General features: G+C 54.1%; 16 protein-coding genes. 8 read left to right on the plus strand and 8 right to left on the minus strand.

The window, feature by feature from the left end; translation table 11 throughout:
• The first annotated feature begins 210 nt into the window (after positions 1-210).
• The gene (locus tag PSR63_RS21070; RefSeq protein WP_274327647.1) at positions 211-1,077 is read left to right on the plus strand and encodes a sulfotransferase family protein; all 867 of its coding nucleotides are present in this window, start codon (positions 211-213) and stop codon (positions 1,075-1,077) included.
• A 116-nt stretch (positions 1,078-1,193) separates the two neighbouring features.
• On the opposite strand, the gene PSR63_RS21075 is transcribed toward PSR63_RS21070, so the two are convergent.
• Together PSR63_RS21075 and PSR63_RS21080 are read right to left on the minus strand one after the other, a co-directional pair.
• The gene (locus PSR63_RS21075) at positions 1,194-2,318 is read right to left on the minus strand and encodes a hypothetical protein (RefSeq protein ID WP_274327648.1); all 1,125 of its coding nucleotides are present in this window, start codon (positions 2,316-2,318) and stop codon (positions 1,194-1,196) included.
• 152 nt (positions 2,319-2,470) lie between these two features.
• Positions 2,471-4,069 (minus strand): hypothetical protein, encoded by a 1,599-nt coding sequence (locus tag PSR63_RS21080; RefSeq protein ID WP_274327649.1) that lies wholly within the window; start codon positions 4,067-4,069, stop codon positions 2,471-2,473.
• A gap of 270 nt (positions 4,070-4,339) precedes the next feature.
• On the opposite strand from PSR63_RS21080, the gene PSR63_RS21085 reads away from it, so the two are divergent.
• The 7 genes from PSR63_RS21085 to PSR63_RS21115 all read left to right on the plus strand — a co-directional run bounded on the left by PSR63_RS21085 (position 4,340) and on the right by PSR63_RS21115 (position 12,444).
• Positions 4,340-5,290: an AAA family ATPase gene (locus PSR63_RS21085; RefSeq protein ID WP_274327650.1), complete on the plus strand. Its 951-nt coding sequence runs from the start codon at positions 4,340-4,342 to the stop codon at positions 5,288-5,290.
• Entirely contained in the window at positions 5,290-6,603 is a 1,314-nt protein-coding gene (locus PSR63_RS21090) for a DUF58 domain-containing protein (protein WP_274334224.1), read from the plus strand. The genes PSR63_RS21085 and PSR63_RS21090 overlap by 1 nt, the downstream gene beginning before the upstream one ends.
• A 27-nt stretch (positions 6,604-6,630) precedes the next feature.
• Positions 6,631-8,523: a DUF4129 domain-containing protein gene (locus PSR63_RS21095; RefSeq protein ID WP_274327651.1), complete on the plus strand. Its 1,893-nt coding sequence runs from the start codon at positions 6,631-6,633 to the stop codon at positions 8,521-8,523.
• 73 nt (positions 8,524-8,596) lie between these two features.
• Positions 8,597-9,247 (plus strand): endonuclease III, encoded by a 651-nt coding sequence (gene nth / locus PSR63_RS21100; protein ID WP_274327652.1) that lies wholly within the window; start codon positions 8,597-8,599, stop codon positions 9,245-9,247.
• Between the two features lie 110 nt (positions 9,248-9,357).
• On the plus strand, positions 9,358-10,800 hold the full coding sequence (locus tag PSR63_RS21105) for a D-arabinono-1,4-lactone oxidase (protein ID WP_274327653.1): 1,443 nt from the start codon (positions 9,358-9,360) through the stop codon (positions 10,798-10,800).
• A 110-nt stretch (positions 10,801-10,910) separates the two neighbouring features.
• On the plus strand, positions 10,911-11,483 hold the full coding sequence (gene dcd / locus PSR63_RS21110; RefSeq protein ID WP_274327654.1) for a dCTP deaminase: 573 nt from the start codon (positions 10,911-10,913) through the stop codon (positions 11,481-11,483).
• Between the two features lie 34 nt (positions 11,484-11,517).
• Positions 11,518-12,444, plus strand: a complete 927-nt coding sequence (locus tag PSR63_RS21115) for a TIM barrel protein (RefSeq protein ID WP_274327655.1) — start codon at positions 11,518-11,520, stop codon at positions 12,442-12,444.
• 29 nt (positions 12,445-12,473) lie between these two features.
• On the opposite strand, the gene PSR63_RS21120 is transcribed toward PSR63_RS21115, so the two are convergent.
• The 6 genes from PSR63_RS21120 to PSR63_RS21145 all read right to left on the minus strand — a co-directional run bounded on the left by PSR63_RS21120 (position 12,474) and on the right by PSR63_RS21145 (position 20,982).
• Positions 12,474-13,313: a hypothetical protein gene (locus PSR63_RS21120; RefSeq protein WP_274327656.1), complete on the minus strand. Its 840-nt coding sequence runs from the start codon at positions 13,311-13,313 to the stop codon at positions 12,474-12,476.
• Between the two features lie 133 nt (positions 13,314-13,446).
• Positions 13,447-14,583, minus strand: a complete 1,137-nt coding sequence (locus PSR63_RS21125) for a 5-(carboxyamino)imidazole ribonucleotide synthase (RefSeq protein ID WP_274327657.1) — start codon at positions 14,581-14,583, stop codon at positions 13,447-13,449.
• Entirely contained in the window at positions 14,580-15,074 is a 495-nt protein-coding gene (gene purE / locus PSR63_RS21130; RefSeq protein WP_274327658.1) for a 5-(carboxyamino)imidazole ribonucleotide mutase, read from the minus strand. Before purE ends, PSR63_RS21125 begins: the two co-directional genes overlap by 4 nt.
• Positions 15,075-15,331: 257 nt before the next feature.
• Positions 15,332-16,357: an NAD(P)-dependent alcohol dehydrogenase gene (locus tag PSR63_RS21135; protein ID WP_274327659.1), complete on the minus strand. Its 1,026-nt coding sequence runs from the start codon at positions 16,355-16,357 to the stop codon at positions 15,332-15,334.
• A 51-nt stretch (positions 16,358-16,408) separates the two neighbouring features.
• Positions 16,409-16,864: a hypothetical protein gene (locus tag PSR63_RS21140; RefSeq protein WP_274327660.1), complete on the minus strand. Its 456-nt coding sequence runs from the start codon at positions 16,862-16,864 to the stop codon at positions 16,409-16,411.
• A gap of 299 nt (positions 16,865-17,163) precedes the next feature.
• A complete protein-coding gene (locus PSR63_RS21145; protein WP_274327661.1) occupies positions 17,164-20,982 on the minus strand; it encodes a hydantoinase B/oxoprolinase family protein in 3,819 nt (1,272 codons plus the stop codon).
• Between the last annotated feature and the right edge of the window lie 58 nt (positions 20,983-21,040).

Below are 21,040 nucleotides of genomic sequence, written 5' to 3' on the forward strand. Positions count from 1 at the left end.
GTTCATATGACTAAAGGAATCGATTAAGTTTTGATCAAACTGTGTTGGGATTTGACCAGCTTCTTTTAATCTCAATTGCTCATCTGCTAGTTTCGGCTTGGTTAAACGCACCAGCGTTGTTCGGCACATACGCGAATGACCGAATCGTCCCAGCCCCATTCGCTGAGATCGAAGACTCTTGATTTGCCCTACGTTTACCCCTCAAGCCACATGCCCAAACCAAACTTCTTCGTAATTGGTGCTGCTAAATCGGCAACAACATCGCTGTGTTCGCTACTGCAACAGCACCCAAACATTTTCTTCTCTGATCCCAAGGAACCTAGGTTCTATCAATTACCGGATGATGTTCGTGAAAGCAAAAGAACATGGTACGAAGGAATTTTTCTGGATGCCTCTTCAACTGAAACGGCAGTTGGGGAGGGGAGCGTATGCTACACGTTCAGGTCGAACTGTGCTTCCAATCCAATTCCCTCTCGAATCAAAGAGGACCATCCAGAGGCGAAATTCATATACATTGTCCGTCACCCAATCGATCGAATCGTTTCCAATTGGCTAATGGTGTCCAATACGGATCCTAACAAGTTTAGATCCCTGAACTCGGACGTAGTGGCACCAGAATATGAAGGTGCGTTTGTTGATCGAAGTCTCTATTGGTCCCAGATAAATGATTACCGAGAGATCTTTAAGGATGAACAGATTTTGGTGCTTTTCTATGAAGACTTTCGTCGTGACCCCAACTCTGTTTTGGATAGGTGTTTTGCTTTCTTAGGTCTGTCAGCCTACTCTGGAATCGAGCATCCGCAGGCAATTCAGAACAAATTTCGCAGAATGACGCCGGTCATGCGATTTGTTTCGAGGCTGCCTTCGGCTGGGACAGTTCAGGCCATGATCCCACAGCGAGCCAAAACTTGGCTGCTCGAATACACGAATGTCATTGTCGACAACAACTACAAAAAGCCCCGTCTGTGCAGAGAAACGTGGCAGTCGCTCGTTGATCGGCTTAGGGAAGACTCCGAGGAATTCTTGTCATACTACAAAAAGCCGACCGATCATTGGTCGTGGAAATTTCCAGACTAGCGGATTGTTCATGCACGAACGGGCCAATCTTAACTTTCGCAATAACCTAATTGGCCTACTCGCGGTCGGTCAGTAATTGCCAAAGAAGTTAGCAGATGAGCCCCAAGGCATACTGCCTACCCGTAAAACTTCTTCGAGAGCAAGCTCAGAGCACCGATCGCGACAATGACACCACCGACGATGTAAAAAACCGGATAGCGCACGTACCAAGGATCGACCGGTGGACCAGTGCCAGGAGTCACCCATTCTTCCAGGAAGACGTTACACCGTGGGCAGTGGTCGCCAGGACCGACACCTTGTGGCAGTTCCATGCGACAATTTGGGCAGTAGCCAGGCTTCACCCCATTCGACTTATTGCGAAAACGATCGCTAAAGCCAGGGGAAGAACCACCGCCACCCGTTTGTGGATTGGCATCGGATCCACCAGTATTGGTCGAATTGGCCGCAACCATTCCTTCACCAAAGCCATTGTCCGGCGTGTTGGTGTTTTCTGAATTGTTGCCACCTTGATTCGGATTCACAGGGGTTCCTGGGGCTGACGAGGTCGGACTGGTTGGGCCTCCGCCGGCATTCATGTTTTCTGCTGGTGGCTGGTAAGGTGGGTTTGCTGGGGGAACGTAAGCTGGGGGACGTGAACCGCCGGGCTGGTTGTTGCCTTGTTGAGTGTTGCCAGGAAGACTGGCACGCCGAGCGATGTATTGATCCATTTCCTTATGGACGTTGGGGTCATCCAGCTCCATTTCTTGCCGAGAGATAATCTGGTTCACCTCTCCCCGTTTTTGCAGGTGAGCTCGCAGCCAATCCTGATCCTTCTTGCTCAGGATGTAGAACGATACTTTTTGTGCGTTGGCGCCTTGCAACAGGATCACATATCCCTCGTGCATGCGGACGAATTTGGCTTTGATCGATTCGTCTTTGTAGTCGCTCCAATCACGGTTCTCGAAAAGCGTTTCATCGCTCTTGTCGACCTTAGGCTTGGGGGGAGTCATTGGCTTACTGGCGTTGGCCTGCTGTTGCTTGGCGTATTGTTGGTCCCCCTCGACGAAAGCACTAAGAGGGATCACGAAGATCTCGCCATTGGATTCAATCCGGACGTTGTTCTCGGCCGTTAACTCCAGGAACTTGCCACTGAGAGTTCGCCCATTGGCGTCGGTCCACTCACGAACTTCTTGCGCGCTGACACCGATGGCAAATAGGCAAATCAGAAAGGGAACGCATAAAAAATGTCGGCTGGCCAACATTGGTGGGACTCCCAGCTTCAGGGATGAATGGACAAGTTGGATGGATGGTTGAGCGAGGCTCGATTCGGGCTTACCCCTTGGAATTGTTCTAATCTCAGCTCAGGAAGATAAGTCTTCGAAATTAAAAGCGATTCACACAGGTTCGGACGAGTCTAACTTACTCCCATTAAGAGGCCAAAGCCCCCCAACGTGAGGCAGATACCCAGGAGCATTCCGAGCAAAGGAACGCTCGACTTTTCCGTGTCGGAAAATGCCAGGACGATGGCCATTCCGGGTATCAAGCTTCGTAGGCCAACTTCCAGGCTTTCCAGAAAAGCGAGGGCGATCAACCAGAGGTAACCGCCTGCGATCATTAAACTGCCAAGTGCCAGTAACATGACACCAAACATTTGCAGATTCCAGTCAGCGGTGGTGAATTCACGTTCCTCAACGACTTGCAGTGGGGTGAAGTCAGAACTAGGCGTGTACGTCTGAGATTGGAATTCTTCGTCGGAAACCGGCGCTGGATTGGAACCGTTGTTAGGCAATGAGTTTTTTGTGTCGTCGGTTAGGGGAGTGCCAGCCGTCGAAGTTGGTGACGTCGTGCCCATATTGTTGGTTGCCTGGGGGGAACCAGGAGGTGTGGCGGAATCATCCGGTGTCGCCGAGCCGAAACCATTGGAACGACTGGGGACCGAGGCAACATCAAAAAGTGGGCGATCGGAAGTGTCTGGTTGGGGATTCGAGTTGTCACTAATCGTCGAAGAGGGAAGTCCCACTTTGCCTGAACTGCCAGAAGACGGACTTTGAACCGAACTAAACGAGCTATGATCCTCAGTGATCTCGGCCGGTTGGCTTACACTGCCAAAGCCACTGGAAGGGAGTTTAACGTTTGAGGAAGAATCGACTTCGGGTGAAGGGGAAGTCGCTCCAAAACCGGACGGTGGCAGCTTTACGTTTGACCCGGAATCGGTTGATGTGGTGCTTCCAAAACCACCAGGAGGCAGCTTGGTTGTTTCTGGGGTGGCACCAAAGCCCCCTGGCGGAAGCTTCACGGAATCGCTGTCACTGCCAAATCCGTTGTCTGGAAGGTTCACCTGAGTTTGTGTTGGTGGCGACTTGACCGGGCTAGGCATAGGAGATGACGGAACCGGCGGATGATCGCGATAAGGTGGTACTTCGCTTGTTTGAGGCTCCGCATCCAGTAGGTCAGCCCGTACTGGCGGGATTAACGCGGCTTTCCCGATGGCTTGATGGGCGTCAGCAAGAAACTGCCGATCGGCCACGGAAAGATCGTAGAACTGAATCCGATGGTAGCGGGCCCCTTCACGCAAGATGATGGTGCCTTGAACCATGCGGACAAACTGAGCTTCGACCGCGACACCTTCCCGAGAACGCCAAATACGTTTGGCCTTCAAACGCACCGGGTCGGCTTCATTGTCGTTGGCGCCTCGCTCATCCTCTGAGACGGCCTCGTCGATCTCGCGCTGCAGTTCGGCGTCGGACAGCGTCGGCATCGAGTCCTGTAGTCCCTGGATATATCCGCGATCTTTGGGAGATAGTCGTTCCAGAGGAACAGTAAATCGATTGCCATTAACGTCCAGAATTACCGCTTTGCCATCCTGGACGACTTCGACCAGTTCGGCTTCGACCTCTTTCCCCTCCAGCGTAGTCCACGTACGCGCGTACGCGGTCGAGATGAGGCATAGCCCCGCGCAGACCGTGATTAAGGCCCAGCTAGACCGCCAGAAGTCGGTTGATCGCCTGAACATAGGAGTCTCGTTAATGCTGGCCAAGGGTGCGAATGCCGCGCACATTCCCCCTTGATATCATTCGTTATACCATCGTTCCGATAGCTATGACGAAATTGCGTGGGAAACGGATTTCATTGCACCTCTGTAGAGGTATTCGATCATATTCTTCGTGGTGCCTGCACGTCAATTGGAAAATTCCGATCTTAACGCGGGCATTTCACCCAAATCTTTAGATAATAACGATATTCGCGAATCGTCCCCCGCAACTTGCCCCAGAAATCAACTTCTATGGATGTCGCCTCAACGGTCAAGAAAATTTTAGGGAATGTTGAAAAAGTCATTCTCGGGAAACGACAGCAAATTGTCTTTTCGCTCGTAGCTTGGTTGTCGGAAGGGCATGTCTTGATGGAAGACGTCCCTGGGGTCGCGAAAACGATGCTAGCGAGGGCATTGGCGAAAAGTGTTGGTTGCACGCTCAAGCGGGTTCAGTGTACGCCGGACCTTCTCCCCAGCGATGTCACCGGGACGTCGATCTTCAATCAGAAGACCTCGGAATTCGAGTTTCGCCCTGGCCCTGTCTTTACCAACATCCTCTTGGCCGACGAAATCAACCGCACAACTCCCCGTACCCAGGCCGCTTTGCTGGAAGCCATGGCTGAGTCGCGGGTCACCATTGATGGTGAGACGCATTCGCTCGATCCGCCGTTCCTTGTTTTGGCCACACAAAATCCAATCGACCACGAAGGAACCTTCCCGCTGCCCGAGGCCCAACTCGATCGGTTTCTGATGAAGTTCAGTCTGGGCTATCCGAATCTCGAAGACGAGCTCAAGATGCTCACCGCTTCCCGCAAGCAGCATCCGCTTGAAACCATTGAAGCGGTGGTCAGCAAAGAGGAGCTGCGAGCCTGCCAGAAGGCCAGTCGCAGCGTTAAATTGCACGAGAAGGTTCAGCGTTACATCGTCGAACTTGTCCACGCGACACGGCGACATGACCAGCTTTTGCTAGGGGCAAGTCCGCGAGCATCGCTCGCTCTGTTTCGTACCAGCCAGTCGTTGGCCGCGATCTTGGGCCGCAACTATGTCCTGCCTGACGACGTCAAACGGGTTCTCACGCCGGTGATGGCCCATCGCCTGATCCTGCGGCCGGAAAGCCGGCTCCGCAAAGTCACCACCCAGGATGTGCTGGACGATATCCTGCAGGAAGTCCCAGTTCCAATGCTCGACGAGGCAACCGTGTGATGCGTTGGGTCTTGGGAGCCGCGATCCTGCTTGCTCTTTCCTTTGCGTTTGGCTTGGGACTGATGACTTATGCCATGTACGCATTGGTGGCGGTCATCCTCGGTTCGAGAGTTCTGGTTCGCTATTGGCTACGTCACCTTTCGGCGACTCGGCATGTCAGCCACGTTGATGCGGAAGAAGGAGACACCATCACGGTTGCCCTGACCATTCGGTATTCCGGGGCGATCCCCATGCCGTGGGTTCTGGTTGAAGATCTACTGCCTCGGCATGCCGTGATCACACGTCCTCCCGCACTGGAAGTGGACGGAAAGCGGATCTTCCTGGCGATGCTGTGGCCGCGAGCGACCAAATTGCTTTCCTACCGAATTCACTGCAATCGGCGTGGATACTATCAGATTGGTCCCGCCGTGCTGGAAACGGGGGATGTTTTCGGGCTCTACAAACAATTCAAGATGATTGCTGAGCCGGAATTTATCACTGTCGAGCCAGCAATCATTCCGCTCGATGGTTTCGATCTTGTGTCAAAACGTCCACTGGGCGAGATCAAGATGCAGTCGCGGTTATTCGAAGATCCCTCGCGAATCGCCGGGATACGCCGCTACCAGTTGGGAGATCCCCTCAACCGCATTCATTGGGCCTCGACGGCTCGAACGGGCCAGCTGCATAGCAAACAGTACGAAGCAACCTGTATTGCCGGTGTGAGCATTATTCTCGACTTGCACCCAGATAGCTTCCCTGTGAAGGACGAGCCAATTCGAAGTGAACTAGCTATCAAGTGCGCGGTGGCAATCGCTAATTCCGTTCATCTTATGGATCAGCAAGTCGGTATCTTCACCAATTCCGTCGATGCAGCTCAGCGGATGAAATACGAAGGTTGGGACTTCGATGCCCGTACGCGCGATGCGGCCAGGAAGAGTGCAGGGCGTATCGATCGCGACCCTCGCTTGAGTCCCCAAAAAGTGCGAACCAAACGCGGAGCCCATCAGTTTCAGCAGATTCGGCATATGATGGCCAGAAGTGAAAAGAACGAAGGTCTGACCTTGCCCTCGCTGCTGCTGGAAATTGAGAGCGATCTGCCGCGCGATGCGACGGTCGTCCCGATCCTCAGCAAAGTCACGCCTGAGGTCGCCATGGCACTGGGGAACCTGGTTCGAGGAGGCTACGCCGTTGCGCCGATCGTCAATTGTTGGGATGAATACGAATTTGCCCAAGCCGCTGGCATGCTGCTGGCCGAACGCATGGTGGCCAAACAGCTCAAGTCATTGGAAACCATTAGTCAGATTTGCCAGGAACAGGCCTACCCTTTGTTTTGAACATTTCAAACTGAAAACGAATTAACGATGCGTCCCCGACTTACCGAACTCGACTATGCCATCATCGCCGTTGCCCCGGCGCTGATCATGGTATTGGTAGGTAGTTTGGTGCTGTTTTCGGTGGGGATTTTCTACGATGGACCGCACGCCTGGCGGCTCAATTTCATCATGTGCATGTTCGTAATGGGGATCGTAGCGAATGCTCGAGTCGGGATCGAAGAAGGTGGCGTACGGGCCACTATGCTCGGCGGAATCCTTGGGGTTTGTGTCCTGGCTGCGGTGATGCGTTTCGTGCCTGAGGCGGTCATTCTTACGGCTGTCCTGCTGGGAATCGTGTGGTGGTTGAGTACCCGCTTAGTGTACGACTGTACTGTGATGGCAGGTTCCGTCGATGCCTCCAAGAAAGGGTTGATGCAGTGGATCCGCCGAGAAGAACCAGAAGAAGTTTCCTCCAAGCAGGATCCTCCGCCAGTTGAACAAGAGCACGGCGTTACCGGTCAATCCGAGGAAGAGTCACAGCAGCCGAAATCGTTCCTGGAAAAGCTCGATGCGTGGGTAAACCCCACCAATACAAAGTTTGCTCCAGGGGCGTGGGTTGTTTACTTCTCGCTGGCAGCCCTTCCTGTATTTGGCTTCGGGCAGGCTTTCGCCGGCAGTCAGGCTGCCGACATAAAGTGGTACCTATTTACACTGCTGGTCGCGTATGTCTTCGCCACGCTGTGCTTGCTAGTAACGACAAGCTTTCTGGGGCTTCGGCGGTATCTACAGACGCGGGGCTTGGTGATGCCGTTGAGCATGACCAGCACATGGCTTGGGGTTGGGTTTGGTGTCGTGGCACTTGTGCTGATCGCGGTGTCCATTTTGCCGAGGCCCAATGCCGAATACGAATTGGCTGAGTTGCCTTTCTATCAGGATGAACAAGAGCGTAGGGCATCGCAGGTTGCCGTGAACAAAGACGGCACCAACGACAACCGGGAAGACCGGTCGCAGACGACCGACAATCAGGAAAGAACGGACGAAAACTCGCAAAAGTCGAACGAAACACGCGAAGACGGAAAAGACCCCAGCGACCAGAACGATCCTAACGCCGAGAAAAAGAAGCCGGGCGAGTCTAAGGAGAAGGATCAGCAGCAAAGCAAGAACTCCGACACCAATGACAAGAGCCAGAGTGACGGCAAGCAGGAGTCACAGTCGCAGAAGAAGTCTTCCGATCAGTCGAAGTCGCAGCAAGGCGAATCGGAACAACAAAAAGGTGATCAGACTTCTGAGAAGTCGGACCAATCAGAGCAAGAGCAACAGCAGGGTGATGCCCAGCAAAGCGAATCGGAAGACAAGCGTTCCGAAGAGAAGTCATCGGAAGAAGCATCGCAAGAGCAGTCAAGTCAACCGCCGCCTGAGCCGTCAGGCTCCTCTTTTTCCAACCCGCTTTCCTCACTGGGAGATTGGTTGAAACTGCTGGTCTATGCGGCGGTGATTGGCGTTATTGCCTTCTTTGTTTGGAAGTTCTGGGACGATATCGTCAAAGCTTGGAAAGAATTCTGGGCAAGCCTCTTCGGCGGGAAGAAGGAGGACGCGTCTGAGGAAGTGGCCGTGCCTGAGCCGGTTAAGAACCCGCGTCTTGCGTTCTCGGCGTTTGGCAATCCATTTCAGGACCCGAGTTGGAAGGGTAAGCCACTGGAAGAGTGGATTCGATATTCCTTCGCCGCGTTAGAGGCCTGGGCCGCAGAGCAGGGGAGTCAGCGTCGCGAAGAGCAAACGCCTGGGGAGTTCGCCATCATGCTTGAAAAAGAGCACGACGAATTGGCGAGTACGGTCCGGCCAACGGCCGAGTTGTACGGCCAGGTAGCCTACGGCAGCGGTCAGGCCCCTAGGGAAACACTCGAAATTCTGCGAAAACTGTGGGAACGATTGAGAGGTTGAGAGTGAATTGGTCGAGCTTAGGCCGCCTCTCTTCCACGGGAAACGAAACACTTCAGACTGAAACGCTCCCCCAATGATCCAAGACCTCAAAGAGCGGAAAGCCCAGGCCCGCCGAGTCGTCCGGCAGTTGAAGAAGGATTACGCCGGTGCCGAGTGCGCGTTGAACTACGAAACCCCATTTCAGCTGTTGATCGCCACGATTCTTTCCGCCCAGTGTACTGACGTGCGGGTTAATATCGTGACGAAGGAGTTGTTCGCTAAGTATCCCGACGCGGACTCCATGTCGCGGGCACCAGTGAAGACTTTGGAGAATCTGGTGAAGACAACCGGATTCTTTCGGAACAAGGCCAAGAACATTCATGCCGCATCTCGCGCCCTAGCCGACGATTTCGATGGCGAGGTCCCCAAGGACTTAGAAACCTTGGTCGCCTTACCAGGCGTAGGTCGCAAGACGGCCAACGTCGTGCTGGGGACCGCCTACGGAATCCCTTCTGGGATTGTCGTTGATACCCACGTCGGTCGGCTGACCAAACGGATGGGGCTGACCGACAAAGGCGACGCGGTCAAAATCGAACGCGAATTGATGGAGGTCGTTCCAAAAAAAGAGTGGATCGACTTTTCTCATCGATTGATCCACCACGGCCGGGCCGTCTGTGCAGCCCGAAAGCCGAAGTGTGAATCATGTCATTTTCTGAAGTTCTGCCCTCAAGTTGGTGTCGCATGATTCCGCAAAAAATAAATTGACCCATGGGCGCCAATTTTTCGCGTTTGGTAACAAAGGTAGATACCCATGTCTGAAAAATCCGTGGTCGATCATCTTGTGGAGCCCATGCCATGGAAAAGAATAAGCGGATCGTCAACTTCGGAAGAAATATCGACTTCCAAGCGGCCCACTATTACGAGCCAAGTACCGAGGATGAGCTACTCGAAATCTTACAGCAGCATCGCTCTGGCAAGATACGCGTTGTGGCATCGAAGCATGCCTGGAGTGACGCGATTGTTTCCGCAGCTGTGATCATTAATATGCGGAACTTCAATGGGGTGACGGTCGATGATTCATTAGACCCGCCCCTGGCGATTGTGGGCGGCGGTACACAGATGAAAGCGGTTCTCGCGGAACTTGCCAAAGAAGGGCTGACGACACCTTCGATTGGGCTGATTACCGAGCAAACCATCGCCGGGGCTATCTCGACCGGGACACATGGCTCTGGGAAGAATAGCCTCTCGCACTATATGGAGTCTTTGCGGATCGCATGTTTCGATAGTAGTGGCAATGCTGAGATCCGAGAGGTTGACCACGGTGAAGCGTTACAAGCTGCTCGCTGTGGCTTAGGTTGCCTGGGAGTTATCGTATCCGTCACCTTCCGTTGTGTTCCCCAGTACTGGGTCACTGAAAAGTCAACATGGTGTGCGACCCTTGAAGATGCTCTGACACTCGAGGACCAATCGCCACTTCAGCAGTTCTTTCTATTGCCACATAGTTGGAGGTTTGTCGCTCAGGAGAGGCGAGTATCGGACCTCGCGAGGTCGTCGCCAACAGCATGGCTTTATCGCTGGTATTGGTTCCTCAGTTTGGACGTTGGGTTGCATCTGGGCGTTCTTACTTCGGCACGGTGGCTGCGTAGCCGGACGATGATGCACGCCCTTTATCGATGGGTTTTGCCTGCGTCGGTGTTTTCCAAGTGGATTGTGACCGATCGAAGCGACCGAATTCTTGTCATGGAGCACGAACTATTTCGACATCTTGAGATTGAATTGTTTGTAGGGCGGTCGAAGGTGAAAGAGGCCACGCAGTTCGTGAAGCAGGTACTTCAATTAGCCGATGGTCAGCGGGAGTCGATGGATAAACACTGGCAGGCGAGGCTTGTCGAATTAGAGATGAGTGAGGATCTAGACTCCTTGAAGAATACCTATTGTCACCATTACCCGATCTGTTTTCGGCGGATTCTGGCGGACGATACCTTGATCTCGATGTCGGAAGGGGAAGAGCTGTGGGTCTATTCGATCAGCTTGATTACTTATGTGGAGCCTAGAGAGCCTTTTTACGGGGTCGGCAAGTTTCTTGCCCGCAGTATGGCGAAGCTATTTGGGGCACGCCCCCATTGGGGAAAGTGGTTTCCTCTGTCCGGGGGCGAAGTCGATGAGCTCTATTCAGGCCTCGAAGATTTCAGGAATGTCGTGCATGACTTTGATCCCAATGGAGTATTTCGGAATGCTTACGTGGAAGAGGTCCTGTCTTTGCCAAGTGGAGAAGCGAATTCACTTCAGGAAAACTAGTCCGTTTTAATTTCGTGAAATCCCTCCTATAATCAGCACTTCGGCATCATCCAGGACTTTTCGCCTGCGACGACTCATGACGACCGTTGCGGACAACCCAAGGCCCATCCATGATTCTTTCCGGTAACGAGATTCGGACACATCTCGGCAGCAAGATCTTTATCGAGCCTTATGACGAAAGTCGTTTAAATCCCAATAGTTACAATCTGACCCTCAACGAAGAATTGATGACGTACGAGGAACTCATCCTCGACATGCGTCAGCCCCATCGGATCCGGCGAATTACGATTCCGGACGAGGGCTACGTGCTGAATCCCAATCAGCTGTATTTGGCACGAACCAACGAGATGACCGAGACGCATGGGTTTGTGCCCATGATCGAGGGACGCAGTTCGATCGGACGACTTGGCTTGTTCGTGCATGTGACGGCTGGCTTCGGCGATGTTGGGTTCAAGGGGTTTTGGACCTTAGAGATGTTCGCCGTTCAGCCGATCCGGATCTATCCGAACGTGCCCATTTGCCAGATCTTCTACCATGAGATCACCGGCGACATCACCGAATACGTAAGCGACAAGTATCAGAACAATCAGGGAATCCAACCTAGTTTGCTGTTCAAGGAATTGAATCCTGACGCACAGCCGCCGGATGAATCGCAACTGGCATTTCCCTTCGACAACTCCTAAGCTTCACACCCCATCAACAAGCCAGAGCACTGCCATGCCTCAAAATAAAACCCGCCTGTCTCGCCGTGATCTCATCAAGTCGGCCGTTGGTACCTCCGTGGCTGGCTTGGCGATGGCCTCAACGGTCCATGCCGCTGCCCCCAATGCGGAAACCAAAATCCCGTCGGAAGATTTCAAGGCAACCGGCAAGAACATCAAGCAGTCGGTGATGGCTTGGTGTTTCAATCCGATGCCCATGGAAACCTTGGTGCCGGCTTGCGCCAACATGGGCCTCGTGGCGATGGAAGGGATCGACAAAAAATGGTACCCGTTGATGAAGGAGAACGGGTTAAAGGTGTCGCTGTGCTCGGGGCATGGCTTCAAGGATGGTCCGGTCAATCCTGACAATCACGCGATGTGTACCGAGAAGCTTAAGGGAGCGATCGATACGGCCGTGAAATGGAATTGCCCCAGCGTGATCACTTTCACGGGAATGAGTGAGAAGGGAATCGGCTTCGAGCAGGGTACCAAGAACTGCGTTGAGTTCTGGAAGTCGGTAATTCCCTACGCGGAAGAAAACAATGTTCAGCTTGTGCTTGAGCATCTCAACAGCCGAGATGATTCACACCCCATGAAGGGGCATCCAGGGTACTTCGGTGACGATGTCGATCATTGCCTGGATATGATTAAGCAGGTCGATTCGCCCAAGATGAAATTGCTGTTTGACTTCTATCACGTCCAAGTAATGAATGGCGATGTGATTCGACGTTTTCGTCAGAGCCTACCCTACATCGGACACATTCACACTGCCGGTAATCCAGGTCGAGGTGAACTGGATGAAACGCAAGAGATGAACTACTCGGCCATCATCAAAGCCGTTGCCGAGTCAGATTACGATGGCTACGTCGTCCAGGAATACATTCCGACCTGGGACGACAAACTGGCCTCGCTGCGGCATGGTGTCGCTTTGTGCGACGTCTAAAGCTCGTCATTCGACTTTGGGCTCGTGATCTAACGAGCCCCGTGCTCTCGCAGGCTTTGCTGAAGTGCCCAGTAGAATGACCGCTGCTGCTCGTACTGGTCTTTCGGGATCTGATGCTGGAAATAGTCGAGATACTCGAGCATTTGCTCGGTAAATCCGGTGTACGAGTAGTTGGAATCGGCCTGAAGATTTACCCAGTTGGGATCGCCTGGCTCGGTATGGCTCACATAGCGTCCCTGGTCGTCGACCTGAATGTTGGCCAGGAGCGTTGGAAGTTTCATCTGCAGCTCGTAAAAGCTCTTTTCCATCGGGTCCATGCCGGCCGTTGTTTCATTCCAGGCATTGACGACCGCTTCAGGCGTTCGGCTATCCGGGAAGCGAATCATGTAGCCTTCGCCGACCTGGGTAAGACCATCGTAGTTCAGATCGATTTGTGCCGGCCGAGGGATCAGCAAGTTCAGTGCTGCCTCAGGCGTCAGCTCATCCACATCGATAGGATCTGCCAGGCGGTTGACGTGCTGCACCGTGGCCAATTCGTCTTCGGTGAGATGCTTCAGGAAACCCTGCGGATCGGCGTAGCCACCCTCGTTATAGGTGCGCACAAGCAGGTTGCCGTAGTCGCCGGGAAGTGCCTGGGCATCGACTTCTTCAGGGTAATTCCCGGTGTTGGCCACTGAGAACCAATCATTCCAGTCTTGTTGGATATCTTCCGGCATCGAATTCTCTGAAGCGTATGCTTCCGCGGAAGCGTAACCGGGCCGGCCGGCAGCTGTCAGGATTTCATTGAAGAGGTTTTGTAATTGCTCGCCCGCGGCATGCTGCTTTTGCTCGCGGGTCAGCGTCGAAGATTGTTGAGTCTCGATCCGCATCACGAAGTCTCGAAGGGCCGAAGTTGTTATCTACGTACCATCTTCGGTCGCCTTCACAGCATGAATTCAGTTTGAATCCCCTCTGCAGCGGTTAACTGCTAAGCTGCGAGTTCATCGCAAACTGGCGAAGCTATCACTTGCCCTGAAGGCAACCCTTGGCCGCATAGGCAGAGTCGATGGCTGTATCCACCGTGTCCGCCGTGACGGTCATGTGCCCCATCTTTCGGCCTATGCGTGGCTCGTGCTTGCCGTACAGATGCAACTTGACATCGGGGTCGGAACAAGCGGCTGCCCAATCCGGCGTGCCGGGCTCCCAGACGTCCCCCAGCAGATTGATCATCGCAGCGGGTCTCAGTTGCCGGGTAGACCCCAATGGAAGACCGCAGATCGTGCGGACTTGCTGCTCAAACTGACAGGTAACGTGCGCATCGATCGTCAGGTGACCCGAATTATGCGGACGAGGAGCGAGTTCGTTGATGAGCAGCGTGTCACCGGGAGCAAGAAAGAACTCGACACACAGCACGCCGACCACATCGAGCTCGGTTAAAACGGCCTTGGCAATTTCCATCGCTTCGGTCGTGGCTTTCTCGGATAGTCGACCCGGCGAGACGGAGACATCCAAGATGTGGTTCACGTGGATGTTCTCGATCGGTGTGTAGCATTCGACGTGACCGTCCATGCCACGGGCTGCGACAACCGAGAATTCTCTCTCGAAGTTTACCAACTGCTCAAGAATGGCTTCTTGCTTTAGCTCGTCTTTCCAGGCCGTATTCAATTCCTCACGATTGGCAACTTTGACTTGCCCTTTGCCGTCGTAGCCCCAAGCAGCCGTCTTCAATACGCCTGGCAGAAGTTGATCGGGGACACCTTCGAGGTCAGCAGCTTCGCGAATGGCGTGGAAGTTGGCGACCGGGAATCCGTGATCGCGTAGGAACGACTTTTCGCGAAGGCGATGCTGCGTGGTATGCAGAACGCGGCCGGCTGGTCGGACGGGCACCTTTTGGTTCACCACATCGACCGTTGCCAGGGGGACGTTTTCAAACTCGAACGTGACGACATCAACCTGCTCAGCGAAGCGAGCAACAGCGTCTAGGTCATCATAGCTGGCGGTGATCTCAACGTCGGCGACTTGGCCAGTTGGCGTATCGGTTTCCGGTGATAGAACATGAACGCGATAGCCCATGCGTCGTGCCGCGATGGCGAACATTCGGCCGAGTTGTCCACTTCCAAGGACTCCGAGGGTTCCGCCCGGAAGAATGGTCTTTGTCACAGCTGGGAATCCTCTAGAACTTTCTGCGTTTGTTCTTCCTGGAACTTGGCGAGCCGCTCTTGGAGATCGGTATCGGTGGTTGCCAGAATTCTTACTGCCAGGAGGCCAGCGTTTTTAGCACCTGCATCTCCGATCGCAAGCGTGCCGACAGGAATTCCGCCAGGCATCTGTACGATCGAAAGCAGTGAATCGAGGCCATTGAGAGCTCGGCTTTTGACGGGCACGCCCAAAACCGGAAGTGTCGTCTGCGAGGCGACCATGCCAGGCAGGTGAGCTGCCCCGCCGGCCCCGGCAATGATGATTTTGATTCCACGACTTTGTGCCGTCGTGGCATATTCATTCATCCAGGCTGGGGTTCGATGCGCAGAGACAACCCGCTTCTCGTACGGGACCTCAAACGATTCCAAAATCTCACAGGCATTCCGCATGGTTTCCCAATCGGACTTGCTGCCCATGATCACGCCAACCAGCGGCTGGTTTGCTTGGGACATTCCTGGCACTCTCCATCGTCAGTTTCGGCGGAGCATCGACGAAACGCCGCGATGCTCCAAAGGTCAAATGTTAACCCGAAACGCAACTTCTCGCACCGGGATAGAGTGCACCAAACGGGCAATTTTCCCCACTGCATGCGGCATTTTTCGGAAAAGAGGCAAAGATTACTGGTCGCTGATTTAAAGTTCCGCGCGTAAAAAAGCAGCGAAGACCCGGGGGAGGTCTTCACTGCTACGGGGGGAGAGAATCGAGTGGTTTACTGTTCGGGTTGTGACTTCTCGTCCGGCATCTCATTTGAGACATGCAACACAATCTTGCCTACGACGTGCCCTCCTTCGCTCTTGCGGTGTGCCGCGGCGACTTCGTTGAGTGGGAAGACGGTATCCAAGACCGTTCGCAACTTACCCTCGTTAGCTAAAGCTGTCAGCGACTTTAGGATGTCTCCATCAGGTCGAGCCAGCACAACATGGCATGATTGCTTTTGAAATCTCGAAATCATTGACATGCCCACGCTTTCCACCGATGGCAGCGTTGCGATGTAGTGGCCCTGCGGTTTCAAGATTCGCCGGCATTCGTGGAATGAAGATTTGCTAACCGCGTCGAACACGATGTCAAACGTCCTCCCGACGCGAGTGAACTGAGTGGCGTGGTAGTCGATGGTGTCATCCGCGCCTAATTCTCGAACCAACTGGTGGTTGTCCAGGCTGCAAACAGCGGTCACGTTAGCCCCGAGGGCCTTCGCGATCTGAACGGCGTAAGTACCGACTCCGCCTGAGGCGCCATTAATGAGCACATCGTCGCCAGCGTGAAGTTGTCCGAGCTTGACCAATGCTTTCCAAGCCGTAGTTGCGGCTAGCGGGATGGCAGCGGCCTCCTCAAACGAACACCCCCCAGGCTTCGCGACGATCACTTTCGAATCGACGGCAATATACTCGGCATAGCCGCCACCGAGAGCTTGATCGGAGAACGCCATCACTTGATCACCAACGTTCCAACCCTGCTGCTTGGCACTGTAGCCGACTTCAGCTATTTCACCGGCAACGTCAAAGCCTAGCGTCGCTGGCAGTTGTGCAGGGATGATCCACTTGAGCATCCCCTGGCGAATCTTCCAGTCGATCGGATTCACGCTGGCAGCCTGCACGCGGATGAGAACCTGGTCGGCTGTAATCTTCGGCCAAGGAATACTCTCGATCTTGAGATTCTCTTCGTCGCCGTACTGCTCAAGGACGACAGCCTGCATCAAGTTGGTGTGAACTTCAGGGTCTGCTTCTGCGGTTGCCACGTCAATACTCCTTACTCGATATGATCTGCCTCGGAACACGCTTAACGAAATCTACGTGATCGTCGAGTTGTAACTGGGGGGATCACTCGCCGGGAACGTTTCTTCCAGGGCTTCCTGAACCTCGTTATCTCGGTGTGCTGGGGTAGAACTCCTAAGCGTGTTATCGCTATTCGGGCCGGTTTTAGCAGTCAACGATGTCACCAAGACCGCACTATCAAACTTGGCTTCGAGCCGAAATGGACAACCGGCGGGAACATGCAATAGTTGATTCGGTTCAAGGACGTAGTGATGTTCATGAACCTTCGCGTCGAGTTTTCCGGCAACGCAGAAGATCAGCACCTCACCGGCAGACGCGTGCGTGCCCAGATGCTCGGACTCTTTGAGCGGGAGATACCTAGCTTCCGCTTTCACTTGGGCGAGGGCGTCCGACGGTAGGTTAATCACCGGGGTTATCTCGCCGAGACGTGGTAAGTCAGCAATGGCAAAGTTGGTAGATGAAGTAGACATGGCTAACTCCTTACGTGAGTGCAATCTAAGCACGAGGGTGCACATTGCATACCAATGCCAGATTGGCCGCCTAGCGAAGGCAAGGGAGAGAGCAAGAGTAATGGCCAAGAAGTCGAATTACGGATGGCCCGGTATTTGCCACTATTGTTTAAGCGACGTTTTATCGTAGCTCCGAACGGACGCCGTCGTTCGTACTGTTGACTCGACCACAGTCGGGGCTGGTCCATCTTCGACCATCTTGGATCGATGGTGACCAGGAGTCTGCGCGAGTCTGGCAACTAGTAGGCAGTCACTAGTTGTTAAGAATCTGGCCTTCCAAAGCCCCCGCCCCCGGGTGTCTTCACGATCAGAATGTCTCCCGCGTCTACCGAAAAGCTGGCCGTATTAGGCAGGCGTGTTTCTGGGGCGTTAACGCGATGAAGCAGGTTTTCGCCACATTGCCCTGGCTGCCCACCGTTGAGTCCGTAGGGAGCATAGGGGCCGCGACGCTGCGTGAGAAGCGAAACGTCGAGCGGTCGCAAGAACTCAATTTCACGAATGATTCCATCACCACCTCGATGGTGTCCCGGTCCGCCTGATCCTTGCCGTATGGCAAAGCGTCGGATTCTCGCTGGAAAGCGAAGCTCGAAAACTTCGGCGTCTGTAAGCCGAGTGTTGGTCATATGCGTATGAACGGCAGAGGCACCAGGGGCGTTTCTCGTCGCTCCGGCTCCCCCGCAGATCGTCTCATAGTAACCGAACGTCGCGTCGCCGAAGGTCAAGTTGTTCATCGTTCCTTGGCTGGCCGCCGCCATGCCGAGGGCACCCAAAAGAACATCAACCACACGCTGCGATGTCTCGACGTTGCCGCCTGCTACTGCCGCACACTTCGCTGGACTTTCCTTCTTGGGCGGGTTGAGAAAACACTCAGGAAGGATGATGTCTACAGGCTCAAGTACGCCTTGGTTTAGGGGGATATCTTCGTTGAGTAAGCACCGCAAGCAGTACATTACCGCTGCCGTTACAATCGCTCGGTTCGCGTTCAGATTACCGGGCAGGACGGGACCGGTGCCCGTGAAGTCGATGGTCGCGGTTTCTCCCTGCAGGTCGATCGCCACGCACAAAGGAGAACCATCGTCCAAGTGGTCGGCAAACTCGTATCGCCCTGGTGGAATTTTCGCGAGTGCGGCACGCGTCTTTCGTGATGCGGCTGCCTGAATATGTTTCGCGTAGGCTACCACTGTTTCCAAGGTGTACTGCTGTGTCATTCGCTTCAGGTCTTCGATGCCGTGATGATTTGCTGCGATTTGAGCGGCAATGTCAGCCAGGTTGTCGGAAACCTTGCGAGAGGGAAAAGGTGCCTCGGTGAGGATCCGTTCGAATTCTTCCCAGCGTGGAGTGCCCGCTTCGATCAGACGGAAGTTTTCGATCAAGACGCCTTCTTCTGCCAGGTTCTTTGATCCGGAGGGCATTGAACCAGCTGCTATGCCTCCGATCTCGGCATGGTGTGCCCGACTGGCGGCGAAGAAGGTTGGCTGGTTATCCGATTCATGCACGAACATCGGAGAAATCACGGTCACATCCGGCAAATGGGAACCGCCATGGTACGGATCGTTAGTAACGAAAACGTCTCCGCTCTTCATGTTCGGGTGCTGTTCAATCGTCGCTTTGACGGTCTCAGCCATCGCACCTAAGTGAACTGGTATATGGGGAGCATTCGCAATCAAGTCGCCTGACGAAGTAAACAACGCACAGCTAAAGTCGAGACGTTCCTTGACATTCACGCTGACCGACGTGTTCTGTAGGGCAACACCCATTTGTTCGGCAATCGCCGCGAACTGTTTGTTAAGGATCTCCAGCAGAACGGGATCGGGACTATCAAGAGAAGTCAACGAATCTTGAAGGTCGTGCGTGCTTTGATCCGCAGTCCGCCCTGCCAGTAATTCACCTCCACTCAAAATTTCTGCTTTCCAGCCTGGGTCGATGACTGTCGTGGCTAGCGACTCCGCGATGAGAGCAGGACCAACAATCCTTGCCCCCGGCTTTAGCTGGTCGCGGTCGTATACCTTGGTGTCGATCTGCTTGCCCTGAAAGACGAGAGGAACGGTTTGGACTACCGCAGGTTCGTAGGGGGGTTGAGATTCGCTGAGAACAGATTCGGTTGTGCCTTGGCTAATGGCCTCTACCCGAGTGGCGACAACTTCGATCGGATGTTCCTTGCGCTCGTAACCATAACGGCGACGATGCTCCTCGTGATAACGCTGTCCCAAAGAAGCAAGGGGCTCCGCTTCGATCGTTAGCGAGGCCTCGAGACCGCGATACCGGAGTTCGATCTGCTTTTGGTAGATAATCGAATTCTGCTCGACGTCTTCTTCATTCAACTCGGCAGTGGCAGTTTGTTTCAATGCTTCGAGCGACGACGGCAGTTCCGGTAAAGCTTCGTCCAAAGCCAGGTAAAAAGGCTGGGTGGCAAACCGAGATGTGTCAGCCGCACCAATTCCAACTGCGCTGAGGATGCCTGCACTGGGATGAAACAGGAGTTGCCGTGCGCCGAGGATTTCTGCGACGGCACATGCATGCTGGCCGGCGGCCCCGCCAAACGGAACGAGTAAATACGATCGCGGGTCGTAGCCTTTGGCGACCGAGATCGTACGGATCGCTTCGGCGATGTTGGCATTGGCAATCTGGAGGAAACCAGCGGCTAGCTCTAACGGTGTTCGCTTTTGCCCGGTTGCCACTTCGACTTGCTCGCAGACTTCGGATAATCGCCGATCGACCGCTTCAGCATCGAGCGGGAAGGGAAGCCGAGCCGCTTTCAATTTTCCGAGGGCAAAGTTGATATCGGTAACCGTTAGGGGACCACCTCTGCCATAGCAAGCGGGGCCGGGATCTGCCCCGGCACTCGCTGGGCCTACCACCAGTTTCACTCCATCGAACGCGCAGATCGAGCCACCACCCGCGGCAACGGTTTCAATGGCCATCATCGGTGCCACGATCCGTACGCCTGCCTTTTCGGTTTCAAACTGGCGTTCGTAAATCCCATCGAATCGAGAGACGTCGGTGCTGGTGCCTCCCATGTCGAAGCCGATTGCTTTGTTGAATCCGGCCAACTTCGCGGCAGCGGCAAAGCCGACTACGCCACCGGCAGGCCCGGAAAGGATGCTGTCTTTGCCTGAGAACGACTCCGCGGCCACTAAGCTTCCAGCCGAAGTGAGCAGGCGAAGTTGGCTGCCGGTGCCGAGCTTCGACTGAATCTTGTGGACGTAGTCTCTTAGGATCGGATTGAGATAAGCGTCCACAACGGTGGTGTCACCACGGGAAACAATTTTGATCAGCGGAGCCACGGAGTGCGAAACACTGACATCGGTAAACCCGACTTCGCTGGCAATTGTTCGTGCGGCGATTTCGTGTTTCGGTTCACGGTAAGCATGCAGGAAGCAAATCGCTACGCTACGAACGCCGGATGCGTATAAGTTGCTCAATTTGTCTTTCAGATCGACTTCATCAAGCGGCGTGAGCGTGTTGCCGTGGGCATCGAGTCGTTCCCGAGTTTCGATAACCTGAGATACAAGCGAAGTTGGCTTCTTGATGTCCAAATTGAATAGTTGTGGACGGCTTTGCGAACCGATCTCCAGAATGTCAGCGAAGCCCTCGGTGATGATCAAGCCAACGTCTGCTCCGGTTCGCGTCAGCAAGGCATTCGTTCCGCGAGTTGTCCCTAGGCGTACGTTCACTGAGGGAATGGGATCGCTGAGCGAGAGTCCGAGTAAATATCGGATCGATAGCAAAGGTGCTTCTTCGTGTCCCGTCAACTGATAGACGCTTCCCGATTGTGGCACCTTGTCGAGCTGGGCTGCGAGCGTCAGCTGACCACTGGCATGGTCAAAGCCGGTGACCATCTGGGACTCGATTCGCTCGCCGTGGTGGTCGAACAACTCAAGTTGGTAGCCCTGCCAGACGTTGGGAGGGTCGTTGCATCGAATCGGGTCGATGATTACTTGTTGAGTGCTTCCCGGGCCTACGGTTCCTTGGGTCGTGCCAGAACTAAGAACCTTTTTTCGGCGGGTTGACTTACCTGGCAGGTGAAGCAGGCAATCTGTGAATGTTCCCCCGACATCAATCCAGAACTCAGGTCGCATTTATCCGTCGCAATTGGCTTTGAGAATCAACAAGTTTCCACCGAAACTCTTATGATAG

Origin of the sequence: Bremerella sp. P1 (genome assembly GCF_028748185.1) — a bacterium.
In the GTDB taxonomy this organism is placed as follows: Bacteria; Planctomycetota; Planctomycetia; order Pirellulales; family Pirellulaceae; genus Bremerella.